Annotated in this window: 22 protein-coding genes; 14 read left to right on the top strand and 8 right to left on the bottom strand. The window is 63.8% G+C overall.

Going from position 1 to position 18582, the window contains the following annotated elements; genetic code table 11:
* Positions 1–152 precede the first annotated feature (152 nt).
* Together rho and hemJ are read right to left on the bottom strand one after the other, a co-directional pair.
* Positions 153–1418 carry a transcription termination factor Rho gene (gene rho, locus ACVIIV_RS07675; protein WP_212372984.1) on the bottom strand — a complete coding sequence of 422 codons (1266 nt, stop codon included), beginning with the start codon at positions 1416–1418 and terminating at the stop codon, positions 153–155.
* Between the two features lie 256 nt (positions 1419–1674).
* A complete protein-coding gene (gene hemJ, locus ACVIIV_RS07670) occupies positions 1675–2109 on the bottom strand; it encodes a protoporphyrinogen oxidase HemJ (protein WP_456743654.1) in 435 nt (144 codons plus the stop codon).
* Positions 2110–2569: 460 nt separating this feature from the next.
* On the opposite strand from hemJ, the gene ACVIIV_RS07665 reads away from it, so the two are divergent.
* Genes ACVIIV_RS07665 through dnaQ form a run of 4 tightly spaced genes read left to right on the top strand, consistent with a single transcriptional unit; the run spans position 2570 to position 5401 of the window.
* Positions 2570–3409, top strand: coding sequence for a pyruvate, water dikinase regulatory protein (locus tag ACVIIV_RS07665; protein WP_100233242.1), 840 nt, complete (start codon positions 2570–2572; stop codon positions 3407–3409).
* 8 nt (positions 3410–3417) lie between these two features.
* On the top strand, positions 3418–4026 hold the full coding sequence (locus tag ACVIIV_RS07660; RefSeq protein ID WP_456743653.1) for a Maf family nucleotide pyrophosphatase: 609 nt from the start codon (positions 3418–3420) through the stop codon (positions 4024–4026).
* A 23-nt stretch (positions 4027–4049) separates the two neighbouring features.
* Positions 4050–4649: a dephospho-CoA kinase gene (coaE, locus tag ACVIIV_RS07655; RefSeq protein WP_456743652.1), complete on the top strand. Its 600-nt coding sequence runs from the start codon at positions 4050–4052 to the stop codon at positions 4647–4649.
* Positions 4649–5401, top strand: coding sequence for a DNA polymerase III subunit epsilon (gene dnaQ, locus ACVIIV_RS07650; protein WP_456748680.1), 753 nt, complete (start codon positions 4649–4651; stop codon positions 5399–5401). Before coaE ends, dnaQ begins: the two co-directional genes overlap by 1 nt.
* Here the strand turns inward: dnaQ and secB are convergent.
* Entirely contained in the window at positions 5392–5877 is a 486-nt protein-coding gene (secB, locus tag ACVIIV_RS07645) for a protein-export chaperone SecB (protein WP_091882589.1), read from the bottom strand. The genes dnaQ and secB overlap by 10 nt on opposite strands.
* Before the next feature lie 396 nt (positions 5878–6273).
* Between secB and ACVIIV_RS07640 the strand changes: the two genes are divergently transcribed.
* The 3 genes from ACVIIV_RS07640 to ACVIIV_RS07630 are packed head-to-tail and all read left to right on the top strand — an operon-like array spanning position 6274 to position 9075.
* Positions 6274–6981, top strand: coding sequence for a Tim44/TimA family putative adaptor protein (locus ACVIIV_RS07640; RefSeq protein WP_456743651.1), 708 nt, complete (start codon positions 6274–6276; stop codon positions 6979–6981).
* On the top strand, positions 6959–8488 hold the full coding sequence (gene mltA, locus ACVIIV_RS07635) for a murein transglycosylase A (RefSeq protein ID WP_456743650.1): 1530 nt from the start codon (positions 6959–6961) through the stop codon (positions 8486–8488). The genes ACVIIV_RS07640 and mltA overlap by 23 nt, the downstream gene beginning before the upstream one ends.
* Positions 8485–9075: a Smr/MutS family protein gene (locus ACVIIV_RS07630; RefSeq protein WP_456743649.1), complete on the top strand. Its 591-nt coding sequence runs from the start codon at positions 8485–8487 to the stop codon at positions 9073–9075. Before mltA ends, ACVIIV_RS07630 begins: the two co-directional genes overlap by 4 nt.
* Here ACVIIV_RS07630 and ACVIIV_RS07625 read toward each other — a convergent pair.
* From ACVIIV_RS07625 to hslV, 5 genes are all read right to left on the bottom strand, one after another.
* Complete coding sequence (locus ACVIIV_RS07625) at positions 9072–10196, bottom strand: hypothetical protein (protein WP_456743648.1); 1125 nt, start codon at positions 10194–10196, stop codon at positions 9072–9074. The two genes, ACVIIV_RS07630 and ACVIIV_RS07625, sit on opposite strands and share 4 nt — an antisense overlap.
* Positions 10197–10434: 238 nt before the next feature.
* A complete protein-coding gene (gene hslU / locus ACVIIV_RS07620; protein ID WP_456743647.1) occupies positions 10435–11739 on the bottom strand; it encodes an ATP-dependent protease ATPase subunit HslU in 1305 nt (434 codons plus the stop codon).
* 49 nt (positions 11740–11788) lie between these two features.
* The gene (locus ACVIIV_RS07615) at positions 11789–12406 is read right to left on the bottom strand and encodes a DUF2585 domain-containing protein (protein WP_456743646.1); all 618 of its coding nucleotides are present in this window, start codon (positions 12404–12406) and stop codon (positions 11789–11791) included.
* Entirely contained in the window at positions 12403–12888 is a 486-nt protein-coding gene (locus ACVIIV_RS07610; protein WP_456743645.1) for a GNAT family N-acetyltransferase, read from the bottom strand. Before ACVIIV_RS07610 ends, ACVIIV_RS07615 begins: the two co-directional genes overlap by 4 nt.
* Positions 12889–12978: 90 nt before the next feature.
* A complete protein-coding gene (gene hslV, locus ACVIIV_RS07605) occupies positions 12979–13539 on the bottom strand; it encodes an ATP-dependent protease subunit HslV (protein WP_456743644.1) in 561 nt (186 codons plus the stop codon).
* A gap of 240 nt (positions 13540–13779) precedes the next feature.
* On the opposite strand from hslV, the gene hisB reads away from it, so the two are divergent.
* From hisB to coaA, 7 genes are all read left to right on the top strand, one after another.
* Entirely contained in the window at positions 13780–14373 is a 594-nt protein-coding gene (gene hisB / locus ACVIIV_RS07600) for an imidazoleglycerol-phosphate dehydratase HisB (protein ID WP_456748679.1), read from the top strand.
* 63 nt (positions 14374–14436) lie between these two features.
* Entirely contained in the window at positions 14437–14967 is a 531-nt protein-coding gene (locus ACVIIV_RS07595) for a DUF2628 domain-containing protein (protein WP_456743643.1), read from the top strand.
* Positions 14964–15614, top strand: coding sequence for an imidazole glycerol phosphate synthase subunit HisH (gene hisH, locus ACVIIV_RS07590; protein WP_100233255.1), 651 nt, complete (start codon positions 14964–14966; stop codon positions 15612–15614). Before ACVIIV_RS07595 ends, hisH begins: the two co-directional genes overlap by 4 nt.
* Positions 15611–16345 carry a 1-(5-phosphoribosyl)-5-[(5-phosphoribosylamino)methylideneamino]imidazole-4-carboxamide isomerase gene (gene hisA / locus ACVIIV_RS07585; RefSeq protein ID WP_456748678.1) on the top strand — a complete coding sequence of 245 codons (735 nt, stop codon included), beginning with the start codon at positions 15611–15613 and terminating at the stop codon, positions 16343–16345. Before hisH ends, hisA begins: the two co-directional genes overlap by 4 nt.
* A gap of 10 nt (positions 16346–16355) precedes the next feature.
* Positions 16356–17129 carry an imidazole glycerol phosphate synthase subunit HisF gene (hisF, locus tag ACVIIV_RS07580; RefSeq protein ID WP_456743642.1) on the top strand — a complete coding sequence of 258 codons (774 nt, stop codon included), beginning with the start codon at positions 16356–16358 and terminating at the stop codon, positions 17127–17129.
* A gap of 90 nt (positions 17130–17219) precedes the next feature.
* Positions 17220–17543, top strand: coding sequence for a phosphoribosyl-ATP diphosphatase (locus tag ACVIIV_RS07575; RefSeq protein WP_027577145.1), 324 nt, complete (start codon positions 17220–17222; stop codon positions 17541–17543).
* Between the two features lie 36 nt (positions 17544–17579).
* A complete protein-coding gene (gene coaA, locus ACVIIV_RS07570) occupies positions 17580–18536 on the top strand; it encodes a type I pantothenate kinase (RefSeq protein WP_456743641.1) in 957 nt (318 codons plus the stop codon).
* Positions 18537–18582 lie beyond the last annotated feature (46 nt).

The following is an 18582-nucleotide window of genomic DNA, read 5'->3' as shown; positions in this document are numbered from 1 at the left end:
AACTCAAGTATTATTTAGAAATATCAACAGATTATAGGAGGTCGAGGCGAGGTGGTTGGCCGCGCTCCCCTCATGCTGCACCTCTGCTGCAGCAAAGCTGCACAACAAAAAGGGCGCCCGAAGGCGCCCCCTGATCCTTTGCTGCAGTGCACTCAGGTATTCATGGAGTCGAAGAACTCCGAATTGCTTTTGGTCGAGCGCAGCTTGTCGAGCAGGAAGTCGATCGCGTCCATCGTGCCCATCGGATTGAGGATGCGGCGGAGCACGTACATCTTCTTGAGCACCTGCGGATCGGTGATGAGCTCCTCCTTGCGCGTGCCGGAGCGAGAGATGTCGATCGCCGGGAAAGTGCGCTTGTCCGAGACCTTGCGGTCCAGAATCAGTTCCGAGTTACCGGTGCCCTTGAACTCTTCGAAAATGACTTCGTCCATGCGGCTGCCGGTATCGACCAGCGCGGTCGCGATGATCGTCAGCGAGCCGCCCTCCTCGATGTTGCGCGCGGCACCGAAGAAGCGCTTCGGGCGCTGCAGCGCGTTGGCGTCGACACCGCCGGTCAGCACCTTGCCGGATGACGGCACGACGGTGTTGTAGGCGCGGCCGAGGCGGGTGATCGAATCGAGCAGGATTACGACGTCGCGGCCGTGCTCGACCAGCCGTTTTGCTTTCTCGATCACCATCTCGGCGACCTGGACGTGGCGCACCGCCGGCTCGTCGAAGGTCGAGGACACGACCTCACCCTTCACCGAGCGCTGCATGTCCGTGACTTCTTCCGGACGCTCGTCGATCAGCAGCACGATCAGGTAGCATTCGGGATGATTATGCGTGATCGAATGCGCGATGTTCTGCATCAGCACGGTTTTACCGGTGCGCGGCGGCGCCACGATCAAGGCGCGCTGGCCCTTGCCGATCGGCGCGACGATATCGATCACCCTTGCAGACAGGTCTTTCCGCGTCGGATCGTCGATCTCCATGCGGAAACGCTGGTTTGGAAACAGCGGCGTGAGGTTGTCGAAATTGACCTTGTGCTTGGCCTTTTCCGGGTCCTCGAAATTGAGCGTGTTGACCTTCAGCAGCGCAAAGTAGCGCTCGCCCTCTTTCGGACTGCGGATATGGCCTTCGATGGTGTCGCCGGTCCGCAGGCCAAAACGGCGGATCTGCGAGGGCGAAACGTAGATGTCGTCCGGGCCCGGCAGATAATTCGCATCGGGCGAGCGGAGAAAACCGAAGCCGTCCGAGAGCACCTCGACGACGCCTTCGCCGACGATGTCGGTCTCGGCTATCGCAAGCTGCTTGAGGATGGCAAACAGCAGCTCCTGCTTGCGCATGGTGCTGGCATTCTCGACCCCATGCTCTTCCGCGAACGAGACGAGCTCGGCCGGGGTTTTCGACTTGAGGTCCTGAAGTTTAATTTCCCGCATTGGGGTGGTCCTGTGGGGTAACCTGAAAAAGAGGGGGTGCGAGGAGGCTCTGAAATGCGGACGCGAGCAGGTGCAGGTAAGGTCCGCAGGTCTGGCAAGGTGAGTGCCGGTGGAGGCTTCAAACCTGATGCGGTGTCCAGCCTCTGGAAGGCTCGGACACAACCACATCCGCCTGCGTTGGGTGGGATATCGATAATATAGAAAATCGCTCCCCACTCCGCAAGCCGAAGCGCTGAACTAATCGTCGCGCGCCTGCCTAGAACGGCTTCACGATCACCATGATGACGATGAAAATCATCAGGACGGTCGGCACCTCATTGATAATCCGATAGAATTTCTGGCTGCGGGGGCGTCGGTCGGCGGCGAAATCCTTGAGCCAGCGCGAAAAAAAGCCGTGGACCGCGGACAGCACCAGGACCAGTGCCAGTTTTACGTGCAGCCAGCCGAATGTGAACCAATGGCCGGACCAGGCGAGATAGAGCCCGGCGAGCCAGGTGATGATCATGGCGGGATTGATGATCGCCTTGAGCAGCCGACGCTCCATGATCTTGAACGTCTCCGATTGCTTCGAGCCGATTTCAGCCTCGCAATGATAGACGAACAGCCGTGGCAGATAGAGCATGCCGGCCATCCAGGAGATGACGGCGATCACGTGCAGCGCCTTGATCCAGAGATAGACGTCTTCAAACATTTTCGCGGTCCGGATTCACGCCCAGCTCAGGGAACGTTGGGGATAGTAAGAACTCGTTAAGGTCTTACACCGCACACATATCCGTCCGTAGCGCCTTCCTCAAATCTAGAATCTTAGATTCTTAAGGTTTGAGTCTTTATGACCGTGGATTGGACTCACGCAATTCCATCCGCGAGTTCACGCGCGCTTGTTCACATCCATCCACATATCCCGGATAGCTTCTCGCGACTTCCGATAAGTCAGTCGGCTTCAAAGGCTTGCGCGTTTCTATCGGCAGCTTATCAAGGGGGTTGTCCGCGCAATCCCGTTTCCGTCTCGGCAAGGTGCCGGACTTGTTCTGACGGGCAGCGGTGTGAAGAAAATCGCTCCTTGTCCCGCCCTTGGTGTCGCACATCCCTTTCCGAGGGGTTAAGCTCCACAGAAATCCACAAACCGCCCCACCGAAATTCAAAGGGTTTTTGTGCCGACCTCGAACAATTATTTCCACCTGCACCTGGTCTCGGACTCCACGGGTGAGACGCTCATCACCGTGGCGCGTGCGGTCGCGGCCCAGTACGCCAACGTGACGCCGGTCGAGCACGTCTATCCGCTGGTGCGCAGCCAGAAGCAGCTCGATCGCGTGCTCGACGAGATCGAGGAAGCGCCGGGGATCGTGCTCTTCACGCTGCTCGAGAAGGATCTGGTCGCGAGACTCGAGGACAAGTGCAAGCAGATCAACGTTCCGAGCCTGTCGATCATCGGTCCGGTGATGCAGCTGTTCGAAGCCTATCTGGGAGCAGCCACCACCGGCCGGGTCGGCGCCCAGCACGTCCTCAACGCGGAATATTTCAAGCGCATCGACGCGTTGAACTACACGATGATCCATGACGATGGTCAGCACGTCGAAGGTCTCGACGAGGCCGACGTGGTCCTGGTCGGCGTGTCCCGCACCTCGAAGACGCCGACATCGATCTATCTCGCCAATCGCGGCATCCGCACCGCCAACGTGCCGCTGGTGCCGGGCATTCCGGTGCCCTCGCAATTGGAGACGCTGACGCGGCCGCTGGTGGTCAGCCTGCACGCGACGCCGGAACGGCTGATTCAGATTCGTCAGAATCGCCTGCTTTCCATGGGCGCCGAGTCCGGCAGCGACACCTATACCGACAAACAGTCGGTCACCGAGGAGGTTGCGTTTGCGCGCAAGCTGAGTGCCAAGCATGACTGGCCGTTGCTGGACGTCACGCGCCGCTCGATCGAGGAAACCGCGGCGGCGATCATGAAGCTCTATAGCGATCGCCAGCGCAACCGGCCCTCGGAATAGTTGCCGCCATGGCTCTGTGGCGCGGCACATCCCCGTTGATCCTGGCCTCGCAAAGCAGCGCGCGCAAAATGCTGCTGGCCAATGCGGGACTCGAATTCAAGGCCGTGACGGCCGATATCGACGAGCGCGGCATTCAGGCTGTCTCAAGACTCTCAAATCCGCGCGAGATCGCCCTGTTGTTGGCGCGAGAAAAGGCCAAGGCCGTCTCGGCGCTTCATCCTGGAAGCTTTGTGATCGGGGCCGACCAGACGCTGGCCCTGGGCGAGCGCCTCTTCAACAAGCCTGCCGGCCGTCCCCAGGCGCTGGCGCAATTGCGCGATCTCGCCGGCAACAGCCACGAGCTGAATTCCGCCGTGGCCATGGCCCGTGACGGTAAGATCGTTTTCGAGGACGTCTCCGTGGCCCGCATGACAATGCGGCAAATGACCGAGGCGGAGCTCTCGGCCTATCTCGACGCTGCCGGCGAGGCCGTCACGACCAGCGTCGGCGCCTATCAGCTCGAAGGCCTCGGCATCCACCTGTTCGAACGGATCGATGGCGATCATTTCACCATTCTCGGCCTGCCGCTGCTGCCGCTGCTTGCGTTCCTGCGCCGCGAGCGGCTAGTTGCGGTGTGAACCACAGAGATGGCTTTGGCTTGATGCGGATCCTCGGACTGACCGGCTCGATCGGGATGGGCAAATCGACCACCGCGAAATTATTCACGGAGGCCGGCGTTCCTGTCTACGATGCCGATGCCGCCGTGCATCAGCTCTATGAGGGCGAAGCAGCCCCGGCGATCGAGGCCGCGTTCCCCGGCACCACCGTGAACGGCAAGGTCGACCGGCAAAAACTGTCGGCGCGCGTCGTGCATGATCCTGCCGCGATCAAGCAGCTCGAGCAGATCGTTCATCCGATGCTTGGCGCCTCCCGGCAGAAATTCTTCGCCGATGCCGAGGCCGCCAAGGCGCCGGTGGTGGTGTTGGACATTCCGCTGCTGTTCGAAACCGGCGGCGAGAAGCGGGTCGATGCCGTGGTCGTGGTGTCGACCTCGCCGGAACTCCAGCGCCAGCGGGTGCTGGCGCGCGGCACGATGGACGAGGCCAAGCTCGATGCGATCATCGCCAAGCAGACGCCGGATGCCGAGAAGCGCAAGCGGGCCGATTTCGTGGTGGATACCTCACACGGACTTGAACCGGTGCGCGCCCAAATCAAGCACATCCTGGCCGAGGTCGTTAAGATGCCGCGGCGGCGAGCCTGATTCGCCGTCTCACACGGCTTCTTAAAGACATGCGTGAAATCGTTCTCGACACCGAAACCACTGGCCTCGATCCGCTTCGGGGCGACCGACTGGTCGAAATCGGCTGCGTCGAGATTTTGAACCGTATGCCGACGGGGCAGAGCTTTCACGTCTACATCAACCCTGAACGGGACATGCCGGCGGAAGCGTTCGCGGTGCACGGACTGTCGTCCGAATTCCTGGCGACGAAGCCATTGTTCCACGAGGTCGCCGACGAGTTTCTGGAGTTCATCGGCGACGCCCCGCTGGTGATCCACAACGCCTCGTTCGACATCGGCTTCATCAATGCCGAGCTTGACCGCATCAAGCGCGACGCGATTCCGCGCGAGCGGCTGGTGGACACGCTGCTGCTGGCACGCCGCAAGCATCCCGGCGTGTCCAACCGGCTCGACGATCTCTGCTCGCGCTATGCGATCGACAACTCACACCGCACCAAGCACGGCGCGCTGCTCGACGCCGAGCTGCTGGCTGAGGTCTATGTCGATCTGGTCGGGGCACGGCAGTCGCAGCTGCTGCTGGCTTCTGAGCGCGAAGAGATTCGCGTCAGTTCCGCCGGGGATGCGCCGCGGCGGCAGCGCCTGGTGCCGCTCGCGCCGCGGGTTTCGGAGGCCGAGCGCGAGGCCCATCGGGCCTTCATCGCAACGATGGGCGACAAGGCGCTCTGGAACGAGTACCTGCCCGCTCCAGCCGCCGTGGCGGCCGCTCAGGCCTGACCGGCTTGACCCTGAGCGGCCATTTGCCGCTCCATGTTCTGGCGATAGAGACCGACGAAATCGACCGGATCCAGCATCAGCGGCGGGAACCCGCCGTCGCGCACCGCGGTCGCGATAATCTCGCGGGCAAAGGGGAACAAGAGACGCGGGCACTCGATCATGACCAGCGGGTGCAGGTTCTCCTTGGGCACGTTGGCGATCCGGAACACGCCGGCATAGGCGAGCTCGAACGAGAACATCACCTTGCTCGCGGCCTCGGCCTTGCCCTCGACCGACAACGTCACCTCGAACTCCTGTTCGCTGAGATTGTTGGCGCTGACGTTGATCTGGATGTTGATCTGCGGCGGCTGGCTCTGCTGCTGCAGCGAGCTCGGCGCGTTGGGATTTTCGAACGAGAGGTCCTTGGTATATTGCGCCAGCACGTTGAGCTGGGGAGCCTGCGCCGCCTCGGGAGGGGTGCCGTTACCGTTGGTCATGAAAGTCTCTCCTTACCCGATTGGGGCTGAATTTCGCGGCGGTTGGCTAACATAGGGCCGCCTCGTTCCACAAGGACGAACGGTCCCGGATCGGGATTCGGGCCGCGCCCGTGGCATTGACGTTCATCCTGCCTTTTCCGCGAAACTGCGCCTTAAACGATTGAAGATGCGCGATTTCCGGGCAGGATCGGGTTTCCCCTTAAGCATAAAACGCGCTACACTCGGCGCTGTGCCAAAAGGCGCCATTGGCCGGGCAAGATTTCGTGCCTACATCCCGAGGACCTGATGTGGATCCAAAATGGTGATGTAGACTTGCCGTTTCCGCGAGGAACGGTCTACTGGCCGGATTGATTTTCCCGGCAACGACCCCTGAAAAGACCAGAAAGCGAATACGACGTGGACATCTACACCATCATATTCCTGGCACTGGCAGTCTTCATCTTCTTGAGACTGCGTAGCGTGCTGGGGCAGCGCACGGGCAACGAGCGACCGCCGTTCGATCGCACCGCCGCCCGCAATGCACTGGGGGGTGCCCAGGACAACAATGTCGTGACCATGCCGGGCAAGGTGATCGACCAGGCCCCGCTGGCGCCGACAGCCGAGCCGACCCCGCCCTCCGATCGCTGGAAGGGCCTGGCCGAGCCGGGCACTGCGTTGGCGCAGGGCCTCGATGCCATCGTCGAGAAGGATTCCAGCTTCGACCCGCGCCATTTCCTCTCGGGCGCCCGCGGCGCCTACGAGATGATCGTGCTGGCCTTCGCCAATGGCGACCGCCGCGCGCTACGCGACCTGTTGTCGTCGGAGGTCTATGAGAGCTTCGACGCCGCGATCAAGGAGCGTGAAAAGAACGAGCAGAAGACCGAGACGCGCTTCGTCTCGATCGACAAGGCCGAGCTCGTCGGCGCCGAGCTGCGCGACCGCGCCGCCCAGCTCACCGTGCGCTTCGTCTCGCAGATGATCTCGGCCACCCGCGACAAGGCCGGCAACATCGTCGACGGCAGCGCCGACACGGTCGCCGACATCACCGATATCTGGACTTTCGCCCGCGACACCTCCTCTCGCGATCCGAACTGGAAGCTGGTTGGCACCGGAAGCGCGAATTAAGACTTTCCTGAAGACCGGCGCGACGGCACTTTGCGCAGCTGCCGTCGCGCTGTCGTCGTTTTCACTCGGAGCCGAGGCCGCGCGGCGTCACCATCGCAGCCATCACCACCATCTGCCGCAAAAGCCTGCCGCTCCGGTGCGGGCCCTGCCCTACCCGCAGCTCCCCCTGCCGTTCGAAATTCCCGGCGCGCAATATCTGCCGCTGGCCTGGGCGGACGTGAAGGGGTGGGGCGACGACAATCATCTCGCCGCCTACAGGACCTTCCGCGCCAGCTGCCGCTCGATCAATGCGCAGAACGGCGCGGCCGAGGCCAAGGCTTTGGCCGGCTCTCTCAACGAGCCTTGCCGGGCTGCCAAAACGCTCGATCTCACCGACGATGCCAAAGCCAAGGCCTTCTTCGAGGAGAACTTTGCGCCGCTGCGGATCTCGCGCCTCGGCGAGCCCGATGGTTTCGTCACCGGCTATTACGAGCCGGTGCTGGAGGGATCGCGCACGCAGACCGAGGTCTACAACGTGCCGGTCTATCGCCGTCCCTCGAATCTGTTCGTGCGCGGCTACAAGCAGGATTCGGTCAGCCTGCCGAACAAGGGCCCGGTCTATCGCAAGATCGGCCGCCGCAAGCTGGTGCCCTATTACGACCGTGGCGAGATCGAGGACGGCAAGATCGCCGGCCGCGGGCTGGAAATCGCCTGGTTGAAGGATCCGACCGATCTGTTGTTCGCCCAGATCCAGGGCTCGGCGCGGATCAAGTTCGAGGACGGCAGCTCGGTTCGGCTCAATTACGACGCCTATAACGGCTATCCCTACACTGCCGTCGGGCGCATCCTGATCGAGCGCGGCATCATCCCGAAAGAGGAGATGTCGATGCAGAAGATCAGGGAGTGGATGGCGCAGAACCCCGAGGGTGCCAAGGAGCTGCGCCGCGCGAACCGTGCCTACATCTTCTTCCGCGAGGTCAATCTCTCCGACAAGGACGAGGCGGTGGGCGCGCAGGGTATTCCGCTGACGGCGGGACGCTCGATCGCGGTAGACAAATCGCTGCATGTCTACGGCACCCCGTTCTTCATCGGGGGCGAGCTGCCGATCGAGTCCGAACGCGCCAGGACGCCGTTCCACCGGCTGATGATCGCGCAGGACACCGGCTCGGCCATCATCGGGCCTGCGCGCGCCGATCTGTTTTTCGGCGCTGGCCAGGAAGCAGGCCGTATTTCCGGGCGGCTGCGCCATCCCATGCATTTCGTGATGCTGGTGCCGAAGAGCCTCGATCCGGCCCCGCGCGCCGCGAAGCTGCCGATCCCGGACCCCAGGCCCTCGGAGAAGATCGCAAGACTGTTTCCGCAAACCGACCCGGCCAAGACAGGCACGTCTGCTGCCGCCGCGGCGCAAGGCAAGAACGAGACGGTTGCCATCGCCGGCCCCGTTCCGTTACCGGTGCCGCGTCCCGCGATCGACCCTGCCTCCGAGCCGCGTCGACCGGTGAAGAATCGTCCTCATCGGCAGCAATGAAACGATCGTCCCGTCCGCCCGTGCTGGAGCCTCGCCCCTCGCCGCGCCGCCGCGCGCTGAGCGAGGAGGAGCGCGAGCTGTGGGATACGGTCGCAAGACAGGTCAAGCCGCTGCGCAAGCATCGCGTGGCGAAGGCGAATGCCGCGCCGCGCGCTGACTCGACACCCGCCGGTCCTGCCATGCGATCCGCGCCATCGCCGCGGCCTGTCGCCGCCGCGCCGTTGCCGCGCGTGACGAAGCCGACCGTTCCGCCCCTGGCGCCGCTTGGCAAGCGCGAGCGGACAAAGCTCTCGCGCGGCCGCAGCGAGATCGAGGCGCGGCTGGATCTGCACGGCATGACCCAGACGCGCGCCCATCGCGCGCTGGCCGGCTTCCTGCACCGCGCCCATCGGGACGGCCTGACCTTCGTGCTCGTCATTACCGGCAAGGGCCGCAGCGGCGGCGAGAGCGGCGTGCTTCGCCGCCAGGTGCCGGAATGGCTGAGCCTGCCGGAATTCCGCGCCTTCGTCGTCGGCTTCGAGACCGCGCATATCGGCCACGGCGGCGAGGGCGCACTGTATGTGCGGATCAGGCGGGCGAGGTTTTAGAACGGCCGCACGATTCCGACGCGCGGGATCAGGGTGATGATCAAGCCGAAGATGTTCGTCGTCCGATCCTCCGCCGCGATCAGCGCTGTCTCACGCGCGGCCGGCAGCATCTTCACGGCGTGCAGGATCAGGAACATGCAAACTGCCCAGTTCGAGATCCAGCGCGAATAGTCGAACACCATCGCGAACATCACGACATAAGCGAGGCTGATGCCGACCAGTGCCGCGACCATGAGGCGGCGGTGCGTCTTGCTCGCGAGCGCGCCGATCAGGTTCGCAAGATAGCGCCACAGCGGCGTGTGCAGCCAGATCAGCAGTGCGAACACGGGCACGCCGAGAATGTTGTGCGGCAGGCGGCCCCAGGTGTCGGCCACCTCCTTCGCCAGCGGCTGGTACCAGATGTAGGCGAATTGCAGCAGGTCGGTCCGCGACGGATCGGCCATCCGGCCTTTCAGATACGCGACGAAATCCGCCTCAGTGATCGGCATCGTTCCCAGAAATTGCGCGGCGAAGAACAGCGCCGAGACGATGAGCAAGGCAACGGCGCCGAAAGCGACGTTGCTGCGGCTGCTGCCGTAGGTCAGGTAATGCCTGATCGCGACGATGGTGATGATCGTCGGCACATACATCAAGAGATGAATGTGATGAATCAGCACCAGCACGATCGAGAACAGCGCGGCCGTGGCAACGAACAGCAGCGAGCGCGCCGGCATCAGCAGCAGCACGATCGCCAACGCGCAGCCATAGATGTCGAAATGGCCGAGCGTGTGCATGAAGTTCTTCAGGAAGAACGGCGAGCCTGCGGTGAAGACGAACAGCGGCAGCGTTCTTGTGGTGAAGCCGAACGTCTTCTGAAACAGCTTTGCATACAGGGCGAGCGTCACCAGCCAGGTCGCCCCGCCGAGCGCGAACACCAGCCAGACCGGCACGTTGTTCGTGAACAGTGCGACGAGCGCCCCGATCAGCGCGCGCTTGATGAAGCCGAAATGATAGTCGACCAGAAGATGGATATAGGGGACGTAAGGCGGCAGCTGGATCTTGTGGATGAAGACGCCAACGATGACCGCCGCGTTGATCGCGAGCAGCAGGCGCCAGGGGTTCTTCTGGATCCGCGCGATCACGCCGCACCTGAGACGGCGCGATCTATCTCCGCCGTCGTCCCGGACAAGCGAGCTCCTGGCAACGCGCAGCGTTGTCCAGAGCGAGCGCAGATCCGGGACTCATAACCACAGGAAGTCGTTTGAGCCAGGATCGGAATTGCCATCTGCTTCAACAAGAGCCGCCGGGGGTCCCTGCTCCCGTGCGCAATTGCGCACTAGGCGGGGACGACAGCGGCATCAATAGCGCGGTAGCCAAGAATTACAAAATGAACCGGCTCAGATCTGCGTTCTTGGCGAGGTCGCCGATGTGCGCTTGCACGTAATCCGCGTCGAGCCGGACGGTCTCGCCGTTGCGGTCCGGGGCGGTGAAGGAGATCTCGTCCAGCACCCGCTCCATCACGGTCTGCAGCCGCCGGGCGCCGATGTTCTCGACGGTGGAATTGACGGCCACCGCAATGTCGGCGAGCGCATCGATCGCGCCGTCGGTGATGTCGAGCGTCACGCCCTCGGTCTGCATCAGCGCGACATATTGCTTGATCAGCGAAGCCTCGGGCTCGGTCAGGATGCGGCGCATGTCGTCGCGAGTGAGGGCCTGCAGCTCGACGCGGATCGGCAGGCGGCCCTGCAATTCCGGCAACAGGTCGGACGGCTTGGCGACGTGGAAGGCGCCCGAGGCGATGAACAGGATGTGGTCGGTCTTGACCGCGCCGTGCTTGGTCGAGACCGTGGTGCCCTCGATCAGCGGCAGGAGGTCGCGCTGCACGCCTTCGCGCGAGACGTCGCCGCCGACGCGGCCGTCGCGGGCGCAGATCTTGTCGATCTCGTCGAGGAAGACGATGCCGTTGTTCTCGACCGCGCTGATCGCCTCCAGCGTCAGCTGCTCGGTATCCAGGAGCTTGTCGGATTCCTCGTTGACGAGGATCTCGTGCGAGCCCTCGACCGTCAGCCGGCGCGTCTTGCTGCGGCCCCCGAGCTTGCCGAAGATGTCGCCGATCGAGATCGCCCCCATCTGCGCGCCCGGCATGCCCGGGATCTCGAACATCGGCATGCCGCCGCCGGACGACTGCGTCTCGATCTCGATTTCCTTGTCATTGAGCTCGCCGGCGCGCAGCTTCTTGCGGAAGGATTCTCGCGTCGCCGAGCTGGAATTGGCGCCGACCAGCGCATCGAGCACGCGCTCCTCGGCGGCGAGCTGCGCGCGCGCCTGCACGTCCTTGCGCTTCCTCTCGCGCACCTGGGCAATCGCGACCTCGACGAGATCGCGCACGATCTGCTCGACGTCGCGGCCGACATAGCCGACCTCGGTGAATTTCGTCGCTTCCACCTTCAGGAACGGCGCATTCGCAAGCTTGGCTAGACGTCGCGCGATTTCCGTCTTGCCGACGCCGGTGGGGCCGATCATCAAGATGTTCTTCGGCAGCACCTCTTCGCGCAGGGAGCCTTCGAGCTGCTGCCGGCGCCAGCGGTTGCGCAGCGCGATCGAGACGGCGCGCTTGGCGTCGCCCTGGCCGACGATGAAACGATCGAGTTCGGAAACGATTTCGCGGGGGGAGAAGTCTGTCATGTCTGATTAGCTAGGGCGGGAAGCGGTCAAGAACAAGCCGCATTTTAGGTCAGATGATCGGCGGGCCGGATTGCCATTGTTTCACGGCCTCGATCGGATGGATCAGCATCAGGATATTGAGCGTCAGATTGTCGCGAATGTGGAGCGCCAGCATGATCTCGAAGGCGAGCCCGAGCAGGACGGTCGCGGTGACAGGCAGCATGCGAGCGGCAAGGAACCCCAGAATCATGGCCAGATTGTCCGAGACCGAATTGACGATGCTGTCGCCGTAATAATCCAGCGAGATCGTGCCGGCGCGGTAGCGCTCGATGACGAAGGGCGAGTTCTCGACGATCTCCCAGGTGCCTTCGATCAGCATCGCAATGATCAGCCGGGCCGGCCAGGACAAAGGCAGGAACGGCAGCCGTGCGAACAGCAACCAGGTCAAGCCGTAGAACAGGAAGCCGTGCAGCACGTGCGAGAAGCTGTACCAGTCGGCGATCTGCTGCGAATTCTCCGAGCTGTTCACCACACCATGCCAGAGCTTGATGGTGCCGCAGCTGCAGATTGGCACCCGCCCCATCGCAAGCAGGATCGAAGCCTGCAACGCCAGCAGCAACAGCGCGACGCCGACCCAGGCGAGCGGCGGAAATGCGACCTTGCTCTCGCTCGTCTGCACCAGCGTCACGGTTCGCGCACCATCAGCAGTGCCGGACCGTCCGGCGTCTCGACCATGCGGTCGCGGATGAACCCTGCGTTCTCGTAAGCGCGTATCGCGCGCGCGTTGAGCGGATCCGGATCGGTGACCATGCGCGGCAGGCCCTGCCGCAATTGCTCGTCGACGAACGCGCGGATGAACGCCGAACCATGGCCGCGCGCGATCATGTTGCCGTCGCCGATGAACAGGTCGATCCCACGCGTGCCCTCCGGTTGCGGCCCGAAGCCCGTATTCCAGGCGGTCAGGCGGTAGCACTGAAGATAGCCGAAAGGCTTGTCGCCGGCCAACACGATGAACTGGTCCATTGCCGGCTCAGTGAGGTCGCCGCTCACCAGCGCAAACTGCTCGTCCGGATCGCCCCACCATTCCCGCACATGCGCCTGGCCCAGCCAGCGCCGGATCAGCGGCAGGTCGGCCACGGTCATCGGATGGAAGGTGCAAGTGGTGGTCATTCAGTTACCACGGCGGCACTGCGCCCCTCTCCCGCAGGCAGGCGGGAGAGGCAACAGCCAGTCCGGAGCTCCGCTGTGCAGCCACAGCTCCTACCCGCTCGCCAGGCTCTCGATGGTCACGTTCCGGTTGGTGTAGACGCAGATGTCGGCGGCGATGTCGAGGGAGCGGCGGACGATGGTCTCGGCGTCCTTGTCGGTGTCGAGCAGGGCGCGCGCCGCGGCCAAAGCGTAGTTGCCGCCGGAGCCGATCGCCATCACGCCGGCCTCGGGCTCGAGCACGTCGCCGGTGCCGGTCAGGACGAGCGAGACGTCCTTGTCGGCCACGATCATCATCGCCTCCAGCCGCCGCAAGTACCGGTCGGTGCGCCAGTCCTTGGCGAGCTCCACGGCCGCCCGGGTCAGCTGTCCCGGATATTGCTCGAGCTTGGATTCCAGCCGCTCAAACAGGGTGAAAGCGTCGGCGGTGGCACCGGCAAAGCCGCCGATCACGTCGCCCTTGCCGAGCTTGCGGACCTTCTTGGCGTTGGACTTGATCACGGTCTGGCCGATCGAGACCTGGCCGTCGCCGCCGACCACCACCTTGCCGCCCTTGCGGACCGTCAAGATCGTGGTGCCGTGCCAGTGAGGTGAGCTGTTCTGGGAATCCCGCATGAGTGACCCTCGTTGTCCGGCCTGATTTAGGCGGTCAGGGCTGGGCGCACAACGGGCCGCTCCGGGCCTAATTTCGCTCACCATAGGCAGAAGTAGAGGCCCGGCCAGCCGTTCCCGCAGTAGCGAAGGCGTCATTTGGCTGTTAAAAGACCGCCGTTTTCGGCCCGAACGGGCATGATCCGGAAAAGTGGGCACCGGTTTTCCGAGAAGATCATGCCCAACCAAATGCGAAAGCTCTCAATGCGCACCGCGACGATCAAGCGCAAGACCAAGGAGACCGACATCGAGGTTACCGTGAACCTCGATGGCACCGGCGTGGCCAATATCGCGACCGGAATCGGCTTTTTCGACCATATGCTCGATCTTCTCGCCCGCCATTCCCGCATCGACCTCACGGTCAAGGCGGTGGGCGATCTGCACATTGATTATCACCATACCACCGAAGACACCGGCATTGCGCTTGGCCAGGCGGTCAAGCAGGCGCTCGGCAACATGGCGGGCATCACCCGCTATGCCGGCGTGCACATGCCCATGGACGAGACGCTGTCGCGCGTGGTCATCGACATCTCGGGCCGCCCCTTCCTGGTGTTCAGGGCCGACTTCCCACGCGACAAGATCGGCGAGTTCGACACCGAGCTGGTGCGGGAGTGGTTCCAGGCCTTCGCCATCAACGCCGGCGTGACTCTCCACGTCGAGACCCTATATGGCGATAACAGCCATCATATCGCCGAGTCCTGCTTCAAGGGCCTGGCGCGGGCGCTGCGCACCGCCGTTGCGATCGATCCGAAGGCGGCGGGCGAAATCCCGTCCACCAAGGGCTCGCTCGGCGGCTGACATCTCCGTCTCGCGGCGAACGCCGCCGGCGGCATCACTGAATTTAGCGAACGGGGCATCACCATGCCTGTCTACACAGTTCACGCTCCCTTCCCTGGCGGAGCCGATCTGCGCGCGGCCGACAAGTTCGTGTTCGTGCGCGACGGCTTCCATTTCTGGGCGATGATCTTCGGCCCGATCTGGCTGCTGTGGAATCGGCTGTGGCTGGTGCTGATCGGCTGGTTGGTCTTCATGGCGGCATTCCATGCCGGGCTCTCCAGCCTGGGTCTCGGCCGCAGCTCGATCTTCTTCGCCGATATCGTCGTCGCGTTGCTGATGGGACTTGAGGCCTCCAGCCTGCGGCGCTGGACGCTGTCGCGCGGCAAGTGGCGGCAGCTCGACATCGTCGTCGCCGACGACCGGGACACGGCCGAGCGCCGCTTCTTCGAGCGCTGGAGCCAGAAGCAGCACGGCATCGCTGGCGACCAATGGGCCGTCGATCGCGGCGGCCCGCCCCCGACCCGGGGCGTGCCGGGCCAGCAGTTTTCGAGCCCGCCGCCGCTTCCGGCCGGCGGCATCATTGGATTGTTTCCAGAACCGGGAGGGTCAAGATGAGCGTCGCCATCATCGATTACGGTTCCGGCAATCTGCATTCCGCCGCCAAGGCGTTCGAGCGCGCCGCGCGCAGCCTGGAGAGCCCGCAGAAGGTCTTCGTCACCAGCGATCCGGACCAGGCCTACAGCGCCGATCGCCTGGTGTTGCCGGGCGTCGGCGCCTTCGCCGATTGCCGGCGCGGCCTCGATGCCGTCAACGGCATGGTCGAGGCGATCACCGAAGCGGTGCGCGTCAAGGCACGGCCGTTCTTCGGCATCTGCGTCGGCATGCAGCTGATGGCGAGCCGCGGCAAGGAGCACGTCATCACCGAAGGCCTGAACTGGATCGGCGGCGACGTCGAGAAGATCACGCCGCGCGATGAAAGCCTGAAGATCCCGCACATGGGCTGGAATACGCTCGAGGTGCTCAGGGAGCATCCGGTGCTGAACAAGCTGCCGCTCGGCCCCAAGGGCCAGCACGCTTATTTCGTGCACTCCTATCACCTCAACCCCGCCAGCGAGGCGGACGTGCTCGCCCGCGCCGACTACGGCGGGCCCGTCACAGCGATCGTCGCCAAGGACACCGCCATCGGCACGCAGTTTCACCCCGAGAAGAGCCAGCGTTTCGGCCTGGCCCTGATCTCGAACTTCTTGCGATGGAAACCGTGATCCTCTTCCCCGCGATCGACCTCAAGAACGGCCAGTGCGTGCGCCTCGAGCAAGGCGATATGGCGCGCGCGACCGTGTTCAATCTCAATCCGGCCGCGCAGGCGCAGAGCTTTGCCGAGCAGGGCTTTGAGTATCTCCACGTCGTCGACCTCGACGGGGCCTTTGCCGGCAAGCCGGTGAATGCTGAGGCCGTCGAGGCGATGCTGAAGACGATCAGGATCCCGGTGCAGCTCGGCGGCGGCATCCGCGATCTCGCCACCGTCGAGGCCTGGCTCGACAAGGGCATCACCCGCGTCATCATCGGCACCGCCGCGGTGCGCGATCCGGAGCTGGTGAAGGCTGCGGCGAAGAAATTCCCCGGCCGTGTTGCGGTCGGGCTCGACGCCCGCGACGGCAAGGTCGCGGTCGAAGGTTGGGCCGAGACCTCGCAGGTGACCGTGCTCGAGATCGCGCAGCGTTTCGAGGATGCCGGCGTTGCTGCCATCATCTTCACCGACATCGCGCGCGACGGCTTGCTCAAGGGTTTGAACCTGGATGCGACCATCGCGCTGGCGGACAGCATCTCCATTCCCGTGATCGCCTCCGGCGGTCTTGCTTCGATCGAGGACGTCAAGGCGATGCTGACGCCACGCGCCAAGCAGCTCGCCGGCGCGATCGCCGGCCGTGCGCTCTACGACGGCCGGCTCGATCCCGCCGCCGCCCTCACCTTGATCCGCAACGCGCGCAGCTAGGAGCCGACCCATGTTCAAGGTGCGCGTGATACCCTGCCTCGACGTCAAGGACGGCCGCGTCGTCAAGGGCGTCAACTTCGTCGATCTGCGCGATGCCGGCGATCCCGTCGAGGCCGCGATCGCTTATGACGCCGCCGGTGCCGACGAGCTCACCTTCCTCGACATCACCGCGACCCATGAGAACCGCGGCATCATGCTGGACGTGGTCCGGCGCACGGCGGAGGCCTGCTTCATGCCGGTTACCGTCGGCGGCGGCGTGCGCGAGGTCAACGACATCAAGACGCTGCTGCGCGCCGGCGCCGACAAGGTCTCGATCAACAGCGCCGCGGTGGCGCGGCGCGAGTTCGTCAAGGAAGCCGCCGAAAAATTCGGCGAGCAGTGCGTGGTGGTTGCGATCGATGCCAAGCGCGTCAACCGCCCTGGCGGCGACCGCTGGGAGATCTTCACCCATGGTGGCCGCAACTCCACCGGTATCGATGCCATCGAATATGCCCAGGAGGTGGTCGCGCTCGGCGCCGGCGAAATCCTGCTCACCTCGATGGACCGCGACGGCACCAGGCAAGGTTTCGACATTCCGCTGACCCGGGCGATCGCCGACAGCATTCCCGTCCCCGTGATCGCCTCCGGCGGCGTCGGCAATCTCGACCATCTCGTCGACGGTATCCGCGACGGGCACGCCACCGCCGTGCTGGCCGCCTCGATCTTCCATTTCGGGGAATTCACCATTCGCGAAGCCAAGGAGCACATGGCGCGGCGCGGGCTGCCGATGCGCCTGGATGCCTGACGACTCCGGTTGATAACAATGCTACATTGGCGGACGGGAATGGCCGTCCGTGGCCAAATGTGTTGCCAAGCGTGTTTCTGAGTAAGTCCGATGCCGCGTTTCACGATCCATGATCTGGCCGAGACCATCGACGCCCGCGCGGCCTCCGGGGGCGAAGCGTCCTATACCCGCAAGCTTCTCGACAAGGGCGCCGAACATTGCGCCAAGAAGTTCGGCGAGGAAGCAGTCGAAACCGTAATCGCTGCAGTCGAAAACGATCGCGCGCATCTGATCGCTGAAAGCGCCGATCTGCTCTATCATTTCCTTGTGCTGCTCAAGGCCCGCGGCGTAAAGCTGGAAGAGGTCGAAGCCGCGCTGGACAAGCGGACGAACATGTCAGGGTTGGAAGAGAAGGCGTCGCGCAAGGGCGGCTAGGCAAGGGCGAACAGATCGCAACGGAAAGACGGCGTCATGGATATCCGCGCACCCGAGCAGCAGTATAATCCGTACCGCGTCTACACGCGCGAACAGTGGGCGCGGCTGCGCGACGATACGCCGATGACGCTGGAGCCGGGCGAGTTCGACCGGCTGCGCTCGCTGCACGATCGCCTCGACCTGCAGGAGGTCGAGGACATTTATCTTCCGCTGTCGCGCCTGTTGTCGATCTATGTCGATGCGATGCAGCGGCTGTATTACGCGGAGCGCCAGTTCCTCAACATCCGCGACCGCAAGGTGCCCTACATCATCGGCGTCGCCGGTTCCGTTGCGGTCGGGAAATCCACCACCGCTCGCGTGCTGCAGGCGCTGCTGGCGCGCTGGTCGCCGCGCCCGAAGGTCGAGCTGATCACCACTGACGGATTTCTCTATCCCAACGCGGTGCTCGAGCGCCACGGCATGATGCAGAAGAAGGGTTTTCCGGAGAGCTACGATCTGCCGCTGCTGCTCAGCTTCCTCTCCGACATCAAGGCCGGCCGCCGCCACGTGCGCGCGCCGGTCTATTCGCATCTGACCTACGACATCGTGCCGAACCAGTGGGCCGAGATCGACCAGCCCGACATCCTGATCGTCGAGGGCGTCAACGTGCTGCAAACCGGCAAGCTGCCGCGCGACGGCAAGGCGGTGCCCGTGGTCTCCGACTTCTTCGATTTCTCGGTCTACATCGACGCCGAAGAAGCAGCGCTGCGGCAATGGTACATCAAGCGCTTCCTGGCGCTGCGCGACACCGCATTCACCGATCCCAAATCCTACTTCAACCGCTACGCGCTGCTGTCGGACGAGGAAGCCACCGCCACCGCGATCGCGATCTGGGAACGCACCAACCTCGCCAATCTCGAGGACAACATCCTGCCGACCCGCCCCCGCGCGACGCTGATCCTCAAGAAGGGCGCCGACCACACGGTGGAGAGCGTGGCGCTCAGGCGGCTGTAATCGCGCCGGCGAGCGTGGCCCATGGCCGTTCGGGCGGCGTATCTTT

The sequence above is a fragment of the Bradyrhizobium sp. USDA 4354 genome (assembly GCF_054060315.1).
This window is presented reverse-complemented; position numbering and strand designations above follow the sequence as displayed.